General features: G+C 47.5%; 16 protein-coding genes and 2 pseudogenes. 14 read left to right on the top strand and 4 right to left on the bottom strand.

The window, feature by feature from the left end:
* The first annotated feature begins 28 nt into the window (after positions 1-28).
* From Q0200_RS03410 to Q0200_RS03365, 10 genes are all read left to right on the top strand, one after another.
* Positions 29-2149: a TonB-dependent receptor gene (locus tag Q0200_RS03410; RefSeq protein WP_297937739.1), complete on the top strand. Its 2121-nt coding sequence runs from the start codon at positions 29-31 to the stop codon at positions 2147-2149.
* A 347-nt stretch (positions 2150-2496) separates the two neighbouring features.
* Entirely contained in the window at positions 2497-3771 is a 1275-nt protein-coding gene (gene leuC / locus Q0200_RS03405) for a 3-isopropylmalate dehydratase large subunit (RefSeq protein WP_297937737.1), read from the top strand.
* Positions 3772-4064: 293 nt separating this feature from the next.
* Positions 4065-5981, top strand: coding sequence for an RNA polymerase sigma factor RpoD (gene rpoD / locus Q0200_RS03400; RefSeq protein WP_297937764.1), 1917 nt, complete (start codon positions 4065-4067; stop codon positions 5979-5981).
* Between the two features lie 148 nt (positions 5982-6129).
* Positions 6130-6408 (top strand): hypothetical protein, encoded by a 279-nt coding sequence (locus tag Q0200_RS03395; RefSeq protein WP_297937735.1) that lies wholly within the window; start codon positions 6130-6132, stop codon positions 6406-6408.
* A 125-nt stretch (positions 6409-6533) separates the two neighbouring features.
* A complete protein-coding gene (locus Q0200_RS03390; protein WP_297937733.1) occupies positions 6534-6758 on the top strand; it encodes a hypothetical protein in 225 nt (74 codons plus the stop codon).
* A gap of 199 nt (positions 6759-6957) precedes the next feature.
* Complete coding sequence (locus tag Q0200_RS03385; protein ID WP_297937731.1) at positions 6958-7266, top strand: hypothetical protein; 309 nt, start codon at positions 6958-6960, stop codon at positions 7264-7266.
* The gene (locus tag Q0200_RS03380) at positions 7260-7862 is read left to right on the top strand and encodes an ABC transporter substrate-binding protein (RefSeq protein ID WP_297937729.1); all 603 of its coding nucleotides are present in this window, start codon (positions 7260-7262) and stop codon (positions 7860-7862) included. Before Q0200_RS03385 ends, Q0200_RS03380 begins: the two co-directional genes overlap by 7 nt.
* 48 nt (positions 7863-7910) lie before the next feature.
* A complete protein-coding gene (locus Q0200_RS03375) occupies positions 7911-8888 on the top strand; it encodes an iron ABC transporter permease (protein WP_297937726.1) in 978 nt (325 codons plus the stop codon).
* Positions 8872-9645 carry an ABC transporter ATP-binding protein gene (locus Q0200_RS03370; RefSeq protein WP_297937723.1) on the top strand — a complete coding sequence of 258 codons (774 nt, stop codon included), beginning with the start codon at positions 8872-8874 and terminating at the stop codon, positions 9643-9645. Before Q0200_RS03375 ends, Q0200_RS03370 begins: the two co-directional genes overlap by 17 nt.
* 375 nt (positions 9646-10020) lie before the next feature.
* Positions 10021-10614 carry a hypothetical protein gene (locus Q0200_RS03365; protein WP_297937721.1) on the top strand — a complete coding sequence of 198 codons (594 nt, stop codon included), beginning with the start codon at positions 10021-10023 and terminating at the stop codon, positions 10612-10614.
* A gap of 77 nt (positions 10615-10691) precedes the next feature.
* On the opposite strand, the gene Q0200_RS03360 is transcribed toward Q0200_RS03365, so the two are convergent.
* The 3 genes and pseudogenes from Q0200_RS03360 to Q0200_RS03350 form a co-directional block, all read right to left on the bottom strand.
* Positions 10692-11618 carry an ABC transporter ATP-binding protein gene (locus Q0200_RS03360; RefSeq protein WP_297937718.1) on the bottom strand — a complete coding sequence of 309 codons (927 nt, stop codon included), beginning with the start codon at positions 11616-11618 and terminating at the stop codon, positions 10692-10694.
* 4 nt (positions 11619-11622) lie between these two features.
* A pseudogene (locus Q0200_RS03355) lies at positions 11623-13168 on the bottom strand (iron ABC transporter permease).
* Positions 13168-14138: pseudogene (locus tag Q0200_RS03350) on the bottom strand (Fe(3+) ABC transporter substrate-binding protein). Before Q0200_RS03350 ends, Q0200_RS03355 begins: the two co-directional pseudogenes overlap by 1 nt.
* A 184-nt stretch (positions 14139-14322) precedes the next feature.
* On the opposite strand from Q0200_RS03350, the gene Q0200_RS03345 reads away from it, so the two are divergent.
* Positions 14323-14700 carry a rhodanese-like domain-containing protein gene (locus Q0200_RS03345; protein ID WP_297937716.1) on the top strand — a complete coding sequence of 126 codons (378 nt, stop codon included), beginning with the start codon at positions 14323-14325 and terminating at the stop codon, positions 14698-14700.
* A gap of 226 nt (positions 14701-14926) precedes the next feature.
* Here the strand turns inward: Q0200_RS03345 and Q0200_RS03340 are convergent, their stop codons facing one another.
* Positions 14927-16024 carry a CinA family protein gene (locus tag Q0200_RS03340; RefSeq protein WP_297937714.1) on the bottom strand — a complete coding sequence of 366 codons (1098 nt, stop codon included), beginning with the start codon at positions 16022-16024 and terminating at the stop codon, positions 14927-14929.
* A gap of 121 nt (positions 16025-16145) precedes the next feature.
* On the opposite strand from Q0200_RS03340, the gene ileS reads away from it, so the two are divergent.
* The 3 genes from ileS to Q0200_RS03325 all read left to right on the top strand — a co-directional run.
* Complete coding sequence (gene ileS, locus Q0200_RS03335; RefSeq protein ID WP_297937712.1) at positions 16146-18902, top strand: isoleucine--tRNA ligase; 2757 nt, start codon at positions 16146-16148, stop codon at positions 18900-18902.
* A 96-nt stretch (positions 18903-18998) separates the two neighbouring features.
* The gene (gene gatA, locus Q0200_RS03330) at positions 18999-20357 is read left to right on the top strand and encodes an Asp-tRNA(Asn)/Glu-tRNA(Gln) amidotransferase subunit GatA (RefSeq protein WP_297937676.1); all 1359 of its coding nucleotides are present in this window, start codon (positions 18999-19001) and stop codon (positions 20355-20357) included.
* A 4-nt stretch (positions 20358-20361) separates the two neighbouring features.
* Positions 20362-20496 (top strand): IMP dehydrogenase (locus Q0200_RS03325; RefSeq protein ID WP_297937761.1); only part of this gene is annotated, 135 nt, incomplete at its 3' end.

The following is a 20496-nucleotide window of genomic DNA, read 5'->3' as shown; positions in this document are numbered from 1 at the left end:
AATGCATTTTAAAACTGAGAAAAAATAAATGAACAAATTTAGCCTAAGTTTAGCAGCCTCGTCGCTGCTTTTAACTCAAATTTTCGCCGCCGACGTAGCACTGCAAAGCGTCGAGATTAGCGAGAGCGCGGACGACGGATACCGCGCGAAAACCAGCGAAGTGGGCAAAACAAATACGCCTATTTTAGAGATCCCGCAGACGGTAAATGTCGTAACCCAGCAGCAACTAAAGGATAAAAAACCCGAAACTCTAGCCGAGAGCCTTCAAAACGTTAGCGGCGTTAGCTACGGAAACACCACGGGCGGTATCTTTGACTCGATCATTAAGCGAGGCTTTGGTGGCGGACGCGACGGCTCGATCATGCGAAACGGCGTGCCCGCTAGCGTCATGCATAGCTTTAACAAAACCGTAGAGAGCGTCGAGGTGCTAAAAGGCCCCGCTAGCCTGCTTTACGGCGCGCAAGAGCCCGGCGGCATCATAAATATGGTCACTAAAAAGCCAAAATACGACTTCTCAAACGAAATTTGGGCCGGTATCGGCAACCGCAACTACTGGAACGCGGGCTTTGACAGCACGGGACCGATCGCTGATAGCGGCTTTGCGTATAGATTTATATTTGATATGATGCAAAAAGACTACTGGAGGGAGTTTGGCGAATATAAAAACGTCCTCTTTGCGCCTTCGCTCTCGTATAAAGGCGATGATTACCGCATAAATTTAGCCTATACGCACACACGCTCGACCGATCCGATCGACCGCGGTATGTATCTCATTCCAAGCACGGGCAAGCTACTTCCGATAGATAAGAAAAGACGCCTTGACGAGCCGTTTAATAAACTAAAAACCAGACTCGACACCGTAGACGTAAATTTTGAAAAAAATATCGGCGAGGACTGGCTACTGCGCGGCGCTTATGCATTTTCCCGCTCAAAGCACGAATACGGCCACATCAGGCTAATGAACGTAAATTTAAACACCGGCGTTGCGGCTAGACGAAACGAGGCGTATGACGGATTTATCCACCGCACGCACGCCGGATCGTTAAATTTAAACGGTTACGTGCAAACAGGCGAGATAGAGCATAACTTGCTCTTCGGTATCGACGCCAAGGAGTACTACCGCTACCGACCGGGCGACCTAAGAGACACGGGCGCCCACCTAAACATCAATATCTATAATCCAATCTACGGCAGAGTCGGGTTGCCGACGGTAAGGGAGTCAGGTATCCAGTATCAAAAGCTAAGAACGATCGGATTTTACGCGCAAGATAGTATAAATTTGACCGAAAATTTGATCTATTCTTTGGGCGTCAGATACGAATACTACGACCAAGTCGCGCGCGGCACGACTAGCGGACCAAACACCACCGATCAGCAAGACGGCAAATTTACGTGGCAGACGGGGCTTTTATACCTGCTAACGCCGGAGTGGTCGGTTTACGCCAACTACGCGCAAAGCTTTAGCCCGCAAATGGCGATCAGCGGCGACGACATCGGCGACATAAAGCCCGAAGAAGGCAAAAGCATAGAGCTGGGAACCAAATTTCAAAACGATAGCATAACGGCTAGCGCGGCGGTCTTTAACATCGACAAGAAAAACATCATGCGCACCGTAAATAGCGTTAGCACTCCCGTGGGCGAGGCGCGCTCGAGAGGCTTTGAGTTTGACTTTAACGGCCGCGTGACGCAAGGACTAAGCGTGGGCGCTAGCTACGCATATACTAAAACCGAGGTGCGAAAAGATAGCGGCGCGTTTGCCGTGCTGGTGGGCAAACCGCTAGAAGCCACACCTAAGCACCAAGCCAGCCTCTTTGCCAACTACGACTTTAGCCACCTAGGCGCAAAAGGCCTAAGGATCGGCGGAGGAGCGAGGTATTTTGGCTCATGGTACACCTACCATATGAGGACGAATCTACCGGCCGTGCCTGCGGGAACGAGCTTTAAGATGGACGACGCAGTCGTTTACGACGCATTTATCAGCTATGACACTAAGATTGCAGGCTACGAGACGAATTTCTCGTTTAACGTCAAAAACTTGACCGATAAGCTCTACTATACGTCCTCATCGACGGGTACGCAGGCTAATATTATACCAATACAGCCGGGGTATGCGAGGCAGTTTATGCTGACTGCTAGCGTTAAATTTTAAAATTTAAGCGGCTTGTCTTTTCTCGCTATACGGCGTTGAAATTTAAATTTTAAGCTCGGCAGACCATTCGTCTAGCCTACGCTTAAAATTTAAATTCCGCCTTGTCTAGCGAAAAAATACTTCACCTTAGCTTCTTGTGTTCAAATTTGGAATTAAATTTGGCTCGCCCGAACCCGCATCCTGAAAGCGTCAAATTTTGTTTTAAATCCGCGACGTATTATGATACTTTATCCAAGCCAAATTCGTATTTGAAACGCTCAAATTTTAATCTCAATCTCTTTTTTATCCATTTTTCGCTAAAATCGCTAAATTTTAAAAACGCGCGGCATCCGCAAAAAAGGAAATTTATGCAAAACTCAAAGCAAACCATCACCGAAAAGATTTTCAGCGAGCACGTAGGGCACGAGGTTTTCGCGGGCGAGATCATAGAAAGCAATATCGACATGGTCATCGGCAACGACATCACGACTCCTATCTCCATCAAGCAGTTTGAGCGAAGCGGCGCGACAAGGCTAGCTAACCCAGACGGCTTTAGCGTCGTGATGGACCACTACATCCCTGCCAAAGACATCCTGAGCGCCAACCAAGCCAAAATCAGCCGCGATTTTGCCTATAAACACGATCTAAAAAACTATTTTGACGAAAAAGATATGGGCATCGAGCACGCGCTTTTGCCGGAAAAAGGCCTCATAGTGCCGGGCGACGTCATCATCGGCGCCGATAGCCACACCTGTACCCACGGCGCGCTGGGAGCCTTTGCCACGGGTATGGGCAGCACCGACCTAGCCTACGCGATGATAACGGGCAAAAACTGGTTCAAGGTGCCGCCGACTATCAAAGTGATCTTTCGCGGCAAGCTAGACCGCCACGTTTATGGTAAGGACCTCATCCTAGAGATCATCCGCCGCATCGGCGTGGACGGCGCGCTATATAAGGCGCTGGAGTTTACGGGCGAGACGATAGAGAGCCTCGATATGGACGGGCGCTTTAGCATGTGCAACATGGCGATCGAGGCCGGCGGCAAAAGCGGCATCATCGCAGTCGATGAAACCACGAAAGAGATTTTAAAGGGTAAAAATTTACGCGCCGAGCCGAAGCTGCACTACTCCGACGAGAATGCTAACTACGAGCAAATTTTAGAGATCGACGTGAGCAAGCTCGATCCCGTGATCGCCTATCCGTTTTTGCCTAGCAATGGCAAGAGCGTGCGCGAGGCCGTGAGAGACGATATCGCCATCGATCAGGCGTTTATCGGCAGCTGCACGAACGGTAGGCTAAGCGATCTACGCATCGCGGCTGAAATCCTAAAAGGCCGCAAAGTAGCGCGCAAAACCCGCCTCATCATCACGCCGGCAACGCAAAAAATCGCCCTGCAAGCGCAAAAAGAGGGGCTGATGGATATATTTGCCCAGGCTGGCGCGGTTGTTAGCAACCCGACCTGCGGCGCGTGCCTGGGCGGATATATGGGGATTTTGGGCGTTGGGGAACGCTGCGTGAGTACGACAAACAGAAACTTCGTCGGCCGCATGGGAGATCGCACGAGCGAGGTGTATCTGGCGAACTCGGCCGTAGCTGCAGCGAGTGCGGTAATGGGCAAGATCGCCGATCCTCGCGATCTTTAAAATTTGGCGGCTTGTCTTTTGAGCGCTTTTTGCGGAGCTGGCTAAAATTTAGCTCGGCAGACCACTCCGCCTAGCCTACGCAAAATTTTGGCTTCACGACATTCAAATCCACCTCACGATACTTCGCCTCATTGTTTTATTTTTACAAATTTGACGCGATTTATCGCATTTTTCTGACAACATTAGCAACTTTCGTTCCAACTTAAATTTAATAAAATTTTCAGCAAATTTAGCCTATGTAAAAATGCCCGAATAATCGTATTTTTATTAATATTTAAAAAAGTTTGGGTATAATCCTCGTTTTCTACAAAAAGAAGGAATCCCGAATGAGTACCGCAAAAAAAGAGGCATTGTCGCTCATAGAAGAGCTTTTCAAAGAAAATGCCAAAGGCTATATCACTTACGAAAAACTAGTTAAATTCCTAGACAAAGCGCCGACCGCAGCGATAGCAAAAAAAATAGAGTCGCTAGCGAAAGAAAATAAAGTCCAGCTCATAACCTCAGCTGAAATCGCTAAAATGCGCAATATCGAAGATGCTAAAAAGCGTCGCGAGGAGCTGGCCAAACTAGCCGACGACAATCTAGAGGAAGAATTTGACCTCGCCAGCGAAACCGATCTGCTCGAGTGGTCGCGCTCGGACAGTCCCGTGCGTATGTATCTGCGCGAAATGGGTCAAATCGCGCTACTAACCAAAGAAGAAGAAGTAGAAATCAGCAAAAAAATCGAACTTGGCGAAGATATCATCATCGACGCATTTTGCTCGGTGCCATACCTTATCGACTTTATCCTTGACTACAAAGAACCGCTCATCAACCGCGAACGCCGCGTAAAAGAGCTTTTTAGAAGCTTCGACGACGAGGGCGAGGAAGGTAGCGAAGAAGCCGAAGAAGAGGAAGAAAACGAAGAGATAGAGGACGAAGGCGATGAGAGCGAGGAAAAAGAAGCCAAGCCTAAAAAACACAATAAAAAAGATGATAAACGAGCCGAAAAAGTAATCGAGAGTTTTAAAGCGCTCGAAAAGGCCAAAAAAGAGTGGCTAAAAACTGCAAATAAACAAAACGAAGTAGAGACCGATGATGAGTTTTTAGCAAAGATAACGCTTGCGTTTAAAAAGAAAATTTTAAAAGACAAGCTAATGGATCTAGGCCCTACTAGCAAGCTCATAACCGAGATCGTAAAGTCGATGGAAACTGCGCTAAAGAGCGATGATGAATTTGACAAAGAGCTAAAAAGACTCGAGTATAAGCTACCTATGTTTAGCGACGAGCTAAAGAAAAATCACAAATCCATCCTAAAAGATATCATAAAGCTCAGCAAAGAAGATATAATCGCGCGAGTACCCGAGGCTACGATGGTATCAACCTACGTGGAGATCAAAAAGCTATTTGCGACCAAGGAAGCGAGCAAGAGCGGATTTAACCTCGATCCGATACTTTTAAAGGAAATTTTAGAGCAGATCAAACGCGGCAAAAAGATATCCGACGAAGCAAAAGCCAGGATGGCAAAATCAAATTTACGCCTAGTCGTAAGCATCGCCAAGCGCTACACGAACCGCGGTTTGCCGTTTTTAGACTTGATTCAAGAGGGTAACATCGGGCTAATGAAAGCGGTCGATAAATTTGAATATAAAAAGGGGTATAAATTTTCGACCTATGCGACGTGGTGGATACGTCAGGCTATTAGCCGTGCTATCGCCGATCAGGCCCGTACTATACGTATACCTATCCATATGATAGAAACGATAAACCGTATCAACAAAATCAACCGCAAATACCTCCAAGAAGAGGGAAAAGAGCCTGACGTAAGCGTCATCGCAAAAGAGGTCGGACTAAGCGTCGATAAGGTAAAACAGGTGATCAAGATCACAAAAGAGCCTATCAGCCTTGAAGCTCCGATCGCAAACGAAGAAGACGGCAAATTTGGAGATTTTGTCGAGGATAGAAGCTCTCTAAGCCCTATGGATCACATCCTAAAAAACGACCTAAAAGAGCAGATAGACGAAGTCCTGGATCAGCTAAACGAGCGCGAAAAAGCCGTCATCAGGATGAGATTTGGTCTGCTCGACGACGAGAGCGACCGCACGCTAGAAGAGATCGGCAAAGAGCTAAACGTAACACGCGAGCGCGTCCGCCAGATCGAAAGCTCTGCTATCAAAAAACTAAAGCACCCAAAAGTCGGTAGAAAACTCAAAAACTACATCGAGGGCTAAATTTAGCCCTCCCTTTTATAGCCGATCAGCAAATAAAACTAACTACCAAATTTAAAGAAAATCCAAAGGCGCAAAGATAGATCAGCAACCCCTGGCCGAGATAAAATTCCACGGCATAGCTTCTAATATTTTACTGATAGGCGGCTGTATGTCCATTTGGGCTTTATGCGAATTTTGCAGCCGCGTCTCGCTAGCTGGATTTTTGACCGCCGTATTTTTTATTTGCCTTGTCTTTCTTGCGTCGATGATTTTTAGGCTTCTTGCCGCTAGACAAATTTCCAAACTCTGCGCAAGCAAACTTTTTACCAAAACCTTCTCCGCGCTAGTCACGGCGGCGCTACTAGCGATTTTATGGCTATCTATGGCATTATATTCGGTAAGTCAAGTCGGTTTTAGCGCGGTAGAGTATGCCGCGGCGCAGATTTGAGGCTCTTTTGTAGATAATGCTTATTCTATAATCAAAGCAGTCGCAAATATTTTTTAAATAAGCAAGGTGCGCCCCTTACTATATTTCTTACCATAGACTCTATTCTAACTATCTACTTTTGGCTTATGCTTGGCGCGTCGTATTACCTGCTTGGCAAAGATACGCAGAGTAAATTTTTCTACTTCTGCGCCGGTTTGGCTTTTATGGGCATAGCGCTTCAGTTTATAGATATTTCGTCACTTAACGGTTTGGTATCTCCATATGCGTTACTTACGATAGCGATCTTGATCCCGCTTTGCGAACTAGCGGCTTGGGCTAGGATCAAAAATATCGCTCTAGCGCAGCCCTAAAATTTAAAAACTTCAAATTTTATCACAGCCGCAATACTCGCCGTTTTGCTAAATTTTGTCGAAAACGACACTAGTATCACCTCTCAAATTTTATAATAAATTCATTACCGTTTTTGTAATATACTACTATTTATTTATGGGTTAAAAATACCAATTTTAAGCCAATAAATAAATATAATTTAAAAACTTAAGGAAAAACATGAGTAAATTTCACTCTTTCGCGCTAGTCCTTGCGCTGTGCGCTAGTTCGCTTTTTGCCGATCGGATCGTGACCGATCAGCTAGGCCGCGACGTCACGCTACCAGACGAAGTTAAGCGAATAGTCGTGCTTCAGCACCAAAGCCTAAACGCGCTAAATGAGCTAAACGCGCTAGATAAGGTCGTCGGCGTGCAAGAGTCGTGGGAGAAGTCGCTCGGCAAAAACTACATTTGCCTAGCGCCGAGCCTAAAAGACATGCCGACACCGGGCGATCTAAAGGTCATCAACTACGAGGCGGTGCTTTGCTAAAGCCGGGCGTCGTGATCGTCACGAACTACATCCCGCAAGAATACATCGACAAAATGACGGAGCTCAAAATCCCAGTCGTCGCCGTTAGCTTTCAGCGCAGCGACGCCGCCGATAAGGGCAAGCTAAATCCGACCTTCAAAGACGACGAGGCGGCCTACACCGAGGGCTTTTACGACGGGATCGAGCTTCTTGGCAAGGTCGCAAACCGCGAGAAGGAAGCCGCCGAACTAATAAGCTTCGTCAAAACCTCGCAAGAGCAGCTAAAGGCCAAATTTAGCGACTTCATCGTCGATAAAAGGCCTAAAATTTACATGGCAAACCCAGACCTCACGACCTACGGCAGCGGTAAATACACAGGCATAATGTTTATGCGAGCCGGCGCGCAAAACGTCGCAGCAGAGAGTATCAAAGGCTACAAGCAGGTATCTGCAGAGCAAGTTTTAGCGTGGGCGCCGCAGATGATCTTCGTACAGGATCGCTACCCGCAGGTGCCCGCCGAGCTTAAATCCAACCCGCAGCTTGCAAATTTAAGCGCAGTCAAAGTGGTGGCTAGCGATGAAGCTCTATCCGAAGCACTTTTACGAGGCGGAATTTAACAAAAAAGTAGAGGAATTTTATCAAAAATTCTACCGCACGAGCTATAAATGAAATTTTCCGCCCTGCTGCTGCTCTGGATTCTGCTGTTTGCGGTTTCGCTTGGCATCGGGCAGTATCCTGTGAGCCTAGAGGAGACGGGTAAAATTTTACTCGGCTCCTCCGCCGATGAAACGGCAAAAAGCGTCGTGCTTGATATCCGCATCCCGCGCGCCCTACTTTCGAGCCTTTGCGGCGGGGTCTTGGCGCTTAGCGGCCTCGCGCTTCAGGCGGTGTTTAAAAACCCGCTCGTAGGCCCGCACATCGTGGGCGTGAGCACCGCGGCGGCATTTGGCGGAGCGCTTTGCATCATGCTAGGCTTTGGCTCCTACTTTATCGTGGGCTTTGCCTTCTTTTTCGGGCTCGCGGCGCTTTTTATGCTCTATTTTATCGCCAAATTCGTCTCGCGCAGCGACGTCTTTTCGCTCATCCTAGCTGGCATCGTCATAAACGGCGTGTTTGCCGCGCTAACGAGCCTCGTGCAGTATCTAGCCGACAACGAAGACGTGCTGCCAAACATCATCTACTGGCTGCTTGGCAGCTTCGTGCGCGCAGACTACGACAAGCTCGTTATGCTCGCCGCCGTTTCGGTGCCCTGCGTCGCGGCGCTCATCGCGATGCGGTGGCGATTTAACCTACTCAGCCTCGAAGACGGCGATCTAAAGGTGCTCGGCGTAAACATCGTGTGGCTGCGCTCGGTCATCCTCGTCATCTGCACGCTGCTAGTCGCCGCGCAGGTCAGCGTCAGCGGAAACATCGGCTGGATCGGCCTGGTGGTGCCGCACGTCGCTAGGATGATATTTGGCAGCGACCACTTGCGCTCCATGCCCGCTTGCTTCGTCGCGGGAGCCGTTTTTATGCTCGCCATCGACGACGTATCGCGCTCGATCAGCTCTAGCGAAGTGCCGCTTAGCATCATCTCCGCGCTCATCGGTAGCCCGATATTCGCCATCCTCTTAAAAAGGAGCGCCGATGCGAACAGAAGGTAGTTTGCTATCTATCAAAGACGCGGGATTTTTCTACGAAGAGGGCAAATTTCTTTTTAGAAATTTGAGCTTTGAGATTGAGCGCGGTCAAATTTTAGCGATTTTAGGGCTAAACGGTCAGGGCAAAAGCACGCTGATGTCGTGCATGATGGGAATTTTGGGCCTCAAAGAGGGGCAGCTTTGCACTCAGGCAAAATTTGGCTTTTTGCCGCAAAGCTTTAGCGTGGCGTTTGATTACAGCGTGCAAGACATCGTAGCGATGGGGCGTGCGCGCGATATTTCGCTATTTTCAAAGCCGAGCAAGCGCGACGTGCAGATCTGCCTAAACGCGCTTGAGAGCCTTGAAATTTCGCACCTGAAAAACAAGCGCTTCGACTCGCTTTCAGGCGGTCAAAAGCAACTCGTGCTCTTTGCCAGAGCGATCGCGAGCAAAAGCGAAATTCTGTTTTTGGACGAGCCTGCCAGCGCGCTTGATATCAAAAACCAAGACCGCGTGCTAAGCCTCATCGTAAATTTGAAGCAAAAAAGTAGCGCCGGCATCGTTTTTACCACGCATCAGCCAAACCATGCCCTTGCGGCGGCGGACCGGACGCTCATCTTAAAAGACGATCTTAGCTACGTTTACGGGCTCAGCGCCGAGGTTTTAAACGAGGAAAATTTAAACGCGCTCTACCGCGTGCGGATGAAAACGGCGGAATTTGACATAGATGGCGAGCAGATAAGCAGCATCACGCAAATTTTCAGCGCGCAGGTGAGATAATCTTTGGGCTTTTAATCGGCGGAATTTGCACTGTGTGTAAAATTTTATGTATTTTTGAAATTTACATGGAGTGAAATTTGCCGATTTTAAATTTATATCGCTGTTTACGCGGTTTGCGAGCTTTGCGATACTTAATAAACTCTGCATAAGCCGCCTAAATTTACCTAGCACAAATTCTATTTTCCCGTTCACGGTCTCAAAATCATTTTTCTTTTCACATGCTAAAATTTTACACAAACAATACTTTTCCCTGCTCGCAACTTCGCTTTTTTATATTTTTACGCCGCGATTTTTACCCGTTTGCTTGAGCCAAATTTAATAAAAATTTTAAGCTTGTTTGTGTAAAATTTTTATTAAGTTAATAAAAGGCAAAGTGTGCAAGAAAACTTTATAAGACGCATAAGTACAGCAAGGGCGCTGGGTATGACGTCCGGGATTTTGGTTATTTTAAATTTGCTCTCGCAAGAGATGGTTTTACCAAAAAGCCTCTTTGATATCGCAACGAGCGCGCGCGTAGCGATGTTGTTCGTCTCCGTTATATGCCTTTACGGCGCGATATCAAAGGTAAACAAACTCGCAGGCGGAGGAGTGCTTAAGCTTTACCGCATTTTTATCGCCGTCAGTAGCGCGATGATTTTGCTAAGCTTTAGCGCGAACTACGCTCCCGCTAGCACACACAAGGTCCTATTTTTCGTCATTTGCGCCACGGCGGTGCTTGCGTTTTTGCTTTGGATAAAGGTAAATTTAAAACTCGGCGCCGTCACGCATAACGCCCTATTTTCAGGCTATGCAGTGCTTTGCGTGATCGGCACTTTTATCGCTGCGGCGCTAAAGCTTTTACTAACCAAAGCCCTGCGCGATCCCTACCCTATCGAGCTTGCGGTACTTGGCATCTACCTGGCGTTAGGGTTTATCTATGTGCTTGCCTGGTCGAGAGTGGATTACGTCGAAAACCGCAATCAAGACTAAGCCAAATTCGTCAAATTTGCGTTTCAGGCAATTTTAGACGTTAAAAAATTGCGCGACTATACTAAGCCCGTCCAAATTTAAGCCAGGTCAAATTTAAATTTATCGCAAATCTGCAAATTTGAGCTAACGACGGCTTTAAATTTGACCCCGCAAAAGTCCAAATTTAGCTCGTAAAATGCGCCTAAAAACTTGGCTTCTATTACCTCTGCTTCGTATTTTTCGCCGCTTATGATTAGCTCCGGGCGAAACATAAAGTTTCTTTGCTCCAGCCACGTTTTAAATTCGGCCGGCAGGCTTTGCGCATCCTGCGGGCTAACTAGGTTCATATCGCCCAAAAAGCAGGCGATTTCGTAGGATGCAGGCTGAAAATATAGCTCCCTGGGCGCGCCGAAAGCCAAAACCTTACCGCCTTTTATCAGCGCGATTTTGTCGCTTAGCAAAAAGGCATCCTCTTTGTCGTGCGATACCATGACCGCGCTGATGCCGTTTTCCTTTATCATCTGTTTTAGCTCGCCTCTTAGCGCGCTTTTTAGGTTGCGATCGAGATTAGCGAAAGGTTCGTCGAGCAAAAGCAGCTTTTCGCGGTTTGCTACGGCTCTGGCAAAGGCCGTCCTTTGTGCTTGACCGCCCGAAATTTGATCGGGAGTTTTGTCTTTTAGCTCGGAGATTTTAAATTTCTCCAGCAGCTGCACGCTTCTTTTGGCTCGCTCGGCGCTAGGTAGTCGCCACAGCGCAAATTCTACGTTTTTACAAACGCTTAAATGCGGAAAAAGCGCGTAGCTCTGAAACATCATCGCGGTACCGCAGCCATCTTTGACGCAAATTTGCCCGCCGCTTGGCGTCTCAAGGCCCGCGATAATACGCAAAAGCGTGCTTTTGCCGCAGCCGCTATCGCCTAGCACGCTTAAAATTTCGCCCTCATTAAGGCTTAAATTTACATCCTTTAAAACCTCTAAATTTCCAAATTTCTTGTTTAAATTTACGATTTTTAAAATTTCAGCCATATTTTTATCTTTCTTGTTTTTTTCTGGAGATTATCTCGAGCCAAAGGACGGCGACTAGCGACATCGAAACGATGAGAAACGACGGCAGAGCCGCAGCATAAAGCCTCTCGTCAGCCGCGTAAAAAAACGCCCTGATACTAAGCGTCTCAAAGCCCAAAGGCCGCAAAATTAGACTAAGCGGCAGTTCCTTAATGATGTCGATAAAAACGACGATGAGCGAGAGAAAGAAAAAGTGGCGAAGCAGCGGAAAATGCACTTTGAAAAACAAATTTAACCGCGAGCCGTTTAGCAAAAGCGCGGCGTCGTCGATATTTGCCGGGATCTTGGCATATCCGCTCTCGACGGCATAGATCGAGGTCGCCAAAAAGCGCACGACGTAGCCAAAAATCAGCACTACAAAGCTCGATGAAAGCAGATGAGTGCCGAAATTTCGGTCAACGTAACCAAAAACTATCATCACGCAAAGCCCGATACTAGCGCCCGGTAGCGCGTAGCCTAGCGAGACGGATTTTAGCAAAAAGGCGTTTAGCGCTTTATTTTTTATAAGTCTCGTCGCAAAAACAAGGAAAAAACTCACTGCCGTGATGAGTATCGCCGCGCCTGCAGCCATCAGAAGCGAATTTGCCGCCATCTGTACAAACTCAAATTTAAAACTATCTAGCTCGTGGATACTCCAGTACAAAAGCCAGGTAAAAGGAAAGGCAAAACACGCTCGCACACCACAAAAACGCCGCTGCCGAGCCGAATTTGCCAAGCTCCTTTTTTTGCGTAAATTTGGATGTGTCGTGCGTGGAGAAGCTATATTTTTTAGAGTTTTTATTAACGTGCTCAAATATCATCAAAACAAACACGAACATCATCAAAAGCCCCGCTAGCACGGACGCGGAGTACGAGTCGCCCATGTCAAACCATAGCTTAAAAATGCCCGCGCTAAAAGTCTCTACGCCGTAATAAGTCGCCGTGCCGTAGTCGCTAAGCGTCTCCATGAGCACCAGCATCGCTCCGCCCACGATCGCCGGACGCGAGAGAAATATCGCGACCCTAAAAAACACGGCAAGGCCGGGGAGCTTGTAAATTTTACAAACGTCGTAAATAGCTGCGGACTGCGTTTTAAACGAGGTTTTGGCAAACATGTAGATGTATGGATAAAGCGACAACGACAGCACGAAAATAGCTCCGTAGATATTCATAAACTCTAGCCTAAAGCCGAAAATTTGATGAAAATATCCGCCGTAATCCATAATCCCGACGTAGCAAAAGCTAAATATATAAGCAGGGATCGCAAACGGAAGGATGAGGGCATATTCAAAGAAATTTGATAGCGCGAAGCGGTAGTTCGCCACCAGCCACGCCGAAACCACGGCGATAATCAGACTAAGCGCTAAAACGCCCGCCGCGACGGCAAAAGTACCTTGGATATACCTCACAAAAAGATACTTAAAAAAGTGCTCGAGCAAGGAGTAGTCGCCCAAAGCGATCTCGAAAAATATGCTAAAAATGGGGATCAAAACGATAAGGGCGATAAAAATCGCCCCGAATTTTACTTTCATTATTTCCAGCCGGCTACGTCGTAAATTTTAATAGCCTCGTTCGTGTTTTGCACGCTTTTATAAAGCGGAGTCGAGTCTTCTTTAAATTTACCAAAGCCTTTTACGATGTCGCTAGGCTCGACCTCTGCGTTGATCGGGTACTCGAAATTTATCCCCGCAAGTATCTTTTGCGCCTCAGGGCTCACCATAAACTCCATAAATTTAACTGCATTTTCTTTATTTTTAGCAGCTTTGGTTAGCGCGATACCGCTGATGTTTACGTGCGTACCGCGGTTGTCCTGATTTGGGAAAATTATGCCCAAATTTTTCGCAGCCTCGACGTCTTCGGCTTTCGGAGAGGTTAGCATGAGGCCTATGTAGTAGGTGTTCATCACTGCTACGTCGCCCTCGCCTGCGTAGATAGCCTTAGCCTGATCCCTATCGCCGCCTTTTGGATCGCGGGCTAGATTTTTTAGTGTGCCTTCCGCCCATTTAGTAGCCGCGTCTTTGCCGTCAGCCTCGATGATAGCCGCTAGCAGCGACTTGCTATACGGAGCCGTCGCGCTTCTGATTAACAGTTTGCCTTTTAGCTCAGGCTTTACTAGATCTTCGTAGTCCTTGATGCCTTTAGGATCAAAGTCTCTTTTGTCGTAAACAATGACTCTAGCGCGTTTTGAGATAGCAAACCACTGACCGTCGTTATCTCTATACTGCTCCGGTACGATTTTTTCCAGAGCTTCAGATTTGACAGCTTTCAACACGCCTTTAGTCTTTGCGGTGTAGAAATTCCCCGCGTCTGCGGTGATAAAGATATCCGCCGCGGAGCTATCCCCTTCTACTTCAAGCTTTTTGATTAGCTCGCCCGCTTTTGCTTGCGTGGCGTTTACCTTGATACCCGTCTTTTGCTCAAAAAGCTTATAAAGCTCGCTGTCGGCGTCGTAGTGGCGCGCAGAATATTTACCTCCGCGGCAAACAAAAAGCTTGAAAGCAAGCTAAGCGCGAAAAAACTTTTTTCATTTTTATCCTTTGTATTGATATGGATTTGCGATTATAGCGTTTGTCCTATGAAAATATTAATTATTAAAAAAGAAAAATTTATGCTGGAGTGATTTTAGAATGACAAAATATTTAAAATTGAGTGCTAATATTCACGCCGTCAAATTTAAGGAGAGAAAATGAGAAAAATTTTACTTTTAGGAGCGGCTGCTGCGATGGCTTTTGCGGAAATTTCTACGGTGCAAGTTAGTCCCGAGGCGATCAAAAACTACGAGCAGATCGTTGATATAAGAACGCCTGCTGAATGGATGGAAACGGGCGTAATAAAGGGCGCAAAGACTATCACTTTTAACGCAACCGATAAAGAGGGTTTTTTGAACGAGTTAAAAGCCAATGTCGATCTAAAAAAACCGGTCGCGCTCATATGCAGAAGCGGACGCAGAAGCGCTGCGGCGGCGGCGATGATAGATTCGCCGGAACTAAATATAATAAATCTTGACGGCGGCATGGGCAGCCTCATAAATCAAGGCTACGAAACCGTGCCGTATCAAAAATAGTCCGCGATTTTGCTTTATAAATTTCATCCGTCAGGCTTAAATTTGCGCTAAATTTTAAGCTTGGCGGAGCTGATTTTTGCTCCACTCGCGCGTAAGACGGCGGTAAATTTAAATTCACCGCCGTACTTAACGCAAAAACCGTCACCGTTTCTTACAAAATTTAATAAAACAAAAGCGTATCGCTTTAAATTTTAGCGAGCGTAAATTTCACCAAATTTGACCAAATTTACGCCAAAAATAGCCTAGGCTTTAGCTTTAGCAAGCAAACATACGCCGCCAGCGCGCTTTGCTCTCTTATATAGTTGCGGTCGCCGTTTAAATTTAACCTCTCGATGATACACTCGCCGTCTTTGGCGTAGGCTCCCACAAATACCGTCCCCACCGGCTTTGCCTCGCTACCGCCGTCAGGCCCCGCAATCCCGCTGATAGCTAGCGAAAAGTCCGATTCGCTCGCCTTTAGCGCGCCTTTTAGCATCGCCATCACGCACTGCTCGCTCACCGCGCCGTAGGTTTGTAAAATTTCATCGCTAACACCCAGCCAGTCGCGTTTCATCTCGTTTGCGTAGGTCACTAGCGAGCCGTTAAACGCCGCCGAAACTCCGGCAAAGGCGCCGAATTTCGCCGCGGCAAGCCCAGCCGTGCAAGACTCGGCAAATGTAAGCTTTAGTCCGCTTGCCGTAAGCGTGCTCGCGACGTGACGGAAAACATCCTCGCCCTCAAAAAATTTGCCCGAAAAGAGATTTTTCGCGCCGTTTATAAAGCCGCTCGTTTGACCAAATTTGTTCGCTTCCACTCTGATTAGCGATAAATTCGACAAAATTTGAGACGAATAAATCTGCACTTCATACGTTTTTGCCAGCGGTTCGAGCAGGATTTTCGCGCTTTCCTCGTCGATATCGACCAGGTGAAAGTAGCCGAAATCTCGCTGCGTTTTGATATCTATGGCAGGCAGTTTTTGGTTCGCGTCGGCCTTTAGTAAATTTACGTAAGTTTGATTTAGTTTGATCAAAAAGCCGTCGTCGCTAAATTTTTCAGCCCTACTCGGAGCTAGCATTTGCGGGGATTTTAGCTCCAAAATATCGCCGCTTAACGTAGCTAAAATTTTAGCCGCGACGGAGCAGTTTTGACTCGACGCGTAGATACAAAGACTGTCCGAACGCGCGCAAAGATGCTCGATGATAAACGGCAGTTCCTTGTCGCTGCGACTAACGAATCTAAACTCGCCAAGCTCGCCGAAATGCCGCTTGTAAGCGCAAAAAATATAATCCAAAAAAGGCGCGTTTACGCCGATATCTTCGCCGATGATCAGTAGTGCGTTTTTCACTGTTTTCTCCTTTAAAAGCCGAAAACATCTTACATAAATTTAGCTTAAAATAGCGTTTTTTCAGTAGCATTTAATCGCCGTTTGGATAAAATCTACCAATTTTTTACTTCAAGGCGAACCTATGGATTACAAAGATACATTATTGCTTCCAAATACCGAATTTCCCATGCGCGGCAACCTGCCGGAAAACGAACCCAAACGCTTAAAATCGTGGTTTGACGATAGAAAAATCTACGAAAAAATGAAAGCAAAAAGGCAAAAAGCCGCTAAAAGCTTCACTCTGCACGACGGCCCTCCCTACGCCAACGGTAACATCCACATCGGACATGCGCTAAACAAAACCCTAAAAGACATCATCTTAAAAACGCACTATTTCTTCGGCGAAAACGTGAGATTTACGCCCGGATGGGACTGCCACGGACTACCGATCGAGCAGCAAGTCGAGGTAAAACTGGGCGATAAGAAAAAAAGTCTCAGCAAAACGCAAATCCGCGAGCTTTGCCGCGAGCACGCCAGAGAGTTTATCGAGGTGCAAAAGGAGAGCTTTAAACAGCTAGGCGTCGCCAGCGACTGGGACGACCCGTATCTAACGATGAAATTTAAATTTGAAGCCGAAATTTACAAAACGCTTTGCAAAGTTGCCAAACGCGGACTTTTGATTGAGCGAAGCAAGCCGGTATACTGGAGCTGGGCGGCTAGAAGCGCTCTAGCCGAGGCCGAGGTCGAGTACGAGGACAAAGAGGACTACAGCATCTACGTCGCGTTTAAACTAGGCGAAGAAGCAGCTGCAAAAATAGGCGCGAAAGACGCCCGCGCGGTTATCTGGACGACTACGCCTTGGACGCTGCCGGCAAACCAAGCCATCTCGCTAAATCCAAATGAAATTTACGTTTTGACGGCTGAAAATTTGATATTTGCCAAAGAGATGCTAAGCGAGCTGGAAAAAGAAGGGCTAACTAAGGGCGAAATTTTAAAAGAATTCGCCTCCGCCGAGCTTGAAAACCTGCACGCGGTTAATCCGCTAAACGGTAGAAAATCGCTATTTATCCTAGGCGATCACGTCACGATGGATGGCGGTACGGGACTAGTTCACACAGCTCCAGGGCACGGCGAGGACGACTACCACGTGAGCCTAAAATACGGCATCGAAGTCATCATGCCCGTCGATGAAGGCGGCCTATACGACGAAACGCTAAAGGCCAAAAAGTTATTTCCAGACGGCGTAGCGGACGAACTAATCGGCATGCATATCTTTAAAGCAAACGAGAAAATTTTAGAGCTTCTAGGCTCAAATTTACTAAAAGTTAGCAAATTCGTCCACTCATATCCATTTTGCTGGAGGACGCACAAGCCTGTTATCTACCGCGCTACCAAGCAATGGTTTATCGCGATGGACGAGCCTAAAATCGAGGGCAAAACGCTACGAGAAGTCGCGCTAAAAGAGCTTGAAAACGTCAAATTTTACCCTGCAAGCGGCGTAAAAAGGATAGGCTCGATGATAGAAAATCGTCCCGACTGGTGTATCTCGCGCCAACGCGACTGGGGCGTGCCGATAGCGTTTTTTAGACGCAAGGATACAAAAGAGCCGATATTTGACGATGAAATTTTAGATAACATCGCGGCGATATTTGAGCAAAAAGGCGCGGACGCGTGGTGGGATAGCGAGATAAAAGATCTCTTGCCGGCAAACTGCAAATACGATCCACAAAATTTAGAAAAAGTGATGGACATCCTAGACGTCTGGTTTGACAGCGGCTCGACGTGGGCTGCGGTGCTAAAAAGCGGCGACTACGATGCAGGCAGCTATCCTGCGGATATGTATCTAGAGGGTAGCGATCAGCACAGGGGTTGGTTCCAAAGCTCGCTACTGCTAAGCTGCGCCGCGCAAGGAAGAGCGCCGTATAGAAGCGTGCTCACGCACGGCTTTACCGTCGACGAAAACGGTCAAAAGATGAGCAAAAGCAAGGGCAACGTCGTAGCTCCGGCGGATGTCGCTAAAACATACGGCGTGGAAATTTTACGCCTTTGGGTTGCGCTTAGCGACTACTCCAGCGACCTAAAAATCAGCGAAAACATCCTGAAGCAAGTAAGCGAGCAATACCGAAAAATACGCAATACGATAAGATTTCTGCTAGCCAACGTAAACGATTTAGAGGATATCGAAACCTCAAATTTCAACATCCTAGACCGCTGGATACTAAGCCGCGCGAAAAAGGCATTCGACGAGGCCGAAGCCGCGTTTAGAAACTACGACTTTTCAAAGGGCTTTAGCCTGCTGATGAACTTCCTAAGCGCGGATTTAAGCGGCATATATCTTGATATCTGCAAAGACCGCCTATACTGCGACGCTAAAGACAGCGACACTCGCCGCTCGGCTCAAAGCGCGATGGCGCTAATCACCAGAGCGCTCATACCGCTCATCGCTCCGACGCTAACGTACACCGCGGACGAGGTGATGGATTATGCGCCTGAGATCATCAAAAATGGCGCTACTGACGCCTTTGATCTAGAGTATGCGCCGCTAGAGTTTGAGTTTAATGTAGACGACGAGCTGCTAGTCGCTAGCCGCGAGAAATTTTTCGAACTAATCGACGTGCTCAAAAAAGATAAAAAGATAAAATCAACCCTCGAGCTCGTGCTACAAACCAGCTCAAATTTGATCCTAAGCGAAGACATAAACGAGATAAGCGACTGGTATATGGTTAGCGACGTCCAGAGCCTAGACAGTAGCGACAGTCTAGCCGAATTTGACGTCGGTAACGATAAATTTAAACTCGTTTTATCGACGCGTCACAAGTGCCCGAGATGTTGGAAATTTACCGCTAAGCACGACGGCGAAACATGCCCGAGATGCGAAAAGGTACTAAAAAATGTCTGAGCCTATCTCCGCTTGGTTTGTCGCGGCGACCATCGCGGCCATCCTCGCGGTCACAGCCGCAGGTATCGTAGCGGTAATAAAATTTAAGGATAAAAAATGATAACTTTAAAGCAAGCTCTAAAGCTAAGCGCCGACGAAATAGCCGAGCTTAGAAACGAGCTGGAAAAGAAAATTTTCGCAGATAGAGAGCTTGGCGCCTATGTCGAGCAGTTGGCAAATTTGCCGCTTGATAAACTGGGTGCGGGCGTACCGATCGCTATAAAAGACAACATCCAGGTAAAAGGCTGGAGCGTAACGAGCGCGTCTAAAATTTTACAAGGCTACATCGCGCCTTATAACGCGACGGTTATAGAAAAGCTGCTAGCGGCGGGCTTAGCGCCTTTTGGCCGTACGAATATGGACGAATTCGCCATGGGTAATACGACCGAAAACAGCTACTACGGCAAAACGCTAAATCCGCTAAACCGCGAAAGAGTCGCAGGCGGTAGCTCGGGCGGCTCTGCTGCCGCGGTCGGTGCAGGACTAGCGGTGGCTGCTCTAGGAAGCGATACGGGCGGCTCGATACGCCAGCCTGCGGCATTTTGTGGGTGCGTCGGGCTAAAGCCCACCTACGGACGCGTTAGCCGCTACGGTCTTGGCGCCTACTCCAGCTCGCTCGATCAAATCGGCCCGATAACGCAAAACGTCGAGGACGCCGCGATCCTGTACGACATCATCGCAGGGCACGACGACAAAGACAGCACGAGCGCGGATATAAAATTTGAAAGCGTAGCAGACAAGCTAAACGCGGATAAAAAACTCACGATCTGCGTCATCGAAAACTACATAAACGAAGCCTCGGAAGAGACCAAAAAAGCGCTTTTAAAAGCGGTCGAAATTTTAAAAGCCGCAGGTCACAAGATAATCTATAAAAATTTAGAAAACTCAAAATGCGACATCGCTACCTACTACATCATCGCCACGGCCGAAGCCAGCGCGAATCTTAGCCGCTTCGACGGTATAAGATACGGACGCAGAGCCGAGGCTAAAAATTTAAAAGAACTCTACATCAACTCGCGCTCGGAAGGGTTCGGAGAAGAGGTAAAAAAACGAATTTTACTCGGCACTTTCGTACTTAGCAGCGGCTACTACGACGCATACTACATCAAAGCGCAAAAAGCTCGCGCTTACACTAAAGCCAAGTATGAGCGAATTTTGAGCGAATGCGACCTCATTTTGATGCCTGTCGCCCCTAGCACGGCGTATAAATTCGGCGAGCTAAAAAACCCGCTAGATTCCTATCTATCAGACATCTATACGATCAGCGTAAATTTAGCCGGCCTGCCTGCCATCTCGGTTCCGGTAGCCAAGGACGCTGACGGCCTAAACGTCTCAGCCCAGCTCATCGCAAAGGCGTGGGACGAAAAAACGCTGCTAGAAGGCGCGCTTAGTTTAGAAAACTCTATAAAAGGATAAACGCATGAAGATAGTTACGAAGGCTCTCACCTTTGACGACGTTTTGCTCGTCCCGCAGTACTCCGAAATTTTGCCTAAACAAGTCGACATAAAAACGCGCTTTAGCAAAAACGTGGAGCTAAATATCCCGATTGTATCG

Origin of the sequence: uncultured Campylobacter sp., from assembly GCF_938045225.1 — a bacterium.
Lineage (GTDB): Bacteria > Campylobacterota > Campylobacteria > Campylobacterales > Campylobacteraceae > Campylobacter_A.
Note: the sequence above shows the minus strand (reverse complement) of the source record. Positions and strands in the feature narration are given on the sequence as shown.

Excerpts from the sequence above, each read along its gene's own strand:
- ileS (WP_297937712.1), top strand. The coding sequence starts at position 16,146 with ATGGATTACAAAGATACATTATTGCTTCCAAATACCGAATTTCCCATG.
- gatA (WP_297937676.1), top strand. The coding sequence starts at position 18,999 with ATGATAACTTTAAAGCAAGCTCTAAAGCTAAGCGCCGACGAAATAGCC.
- Q0200_RS03345 (WP_297937716.1), top strand. The coding sequence starts at position 14,323 with ATGAGAAAAATTTTACTTTTAGGAGCGGCTGCTGCGATGGCTTTTGCG.
- Q0200_RS03360 (WP_297937718.1), bottom strand. The coding sequence starts at position 11,618 with ATGGCTGAAATTTTAAAAATCGTAAATTTAAACAAGAAATTTGGAAAT.
- Q0200_RS03375 (WP_297937726.1), top strand. The coding sequence starts at position 7,911 with ATGAAATTTTCCGCCCTGCTGCTGCTCTGGATTCTGCTGTTTGCGGTT.
- leuC (WP_297937737.1), top strand. The coding sequence starts at position 2,497 with ATGCAAAACTCAAAGCAAACCATCACCGAAAAGATTTTCAGCGAGCAC.
- Q0200_RS03410 (WP_297937739.1), top strand. The coding sequence starts at position 29 with ATGAACAAATTTAGCCTAAGTTTAGCAGCCTCGTCGCTGCTTTTAACT.
- Q0200_RS03390 (WP_297937733.1), top strand. The coding sequence starts at position 6,534 with ATGCTTGGCGCGTCGTATTACCTGCTTGGCAAAGATACGCAGAGTAAA.
- Q0200_RS03385 (WP_297937731.1), top strand. The coding sequence starts at position 6,958 with ATGAGTAAATTTCACTCTTTCGCGCTAGTCCTTGCGCTGTGCGCTAGT.
- Q0200_RS03370 (WP_297937723.1), top strand. The coding sequence starts at position 8,872 with ATGCGAACAGAAGGTAGTTTGCTATCTATCAAAGACGCGGGATTTTTC.
- Q0200_RS03395 (WP_297937735.1), top strand. The coding sequence starts at position 6,130 with ATGTCCATTTGGGCTTTATGCGAATTTTGCAGCCGCGTCTCGCTAGCT.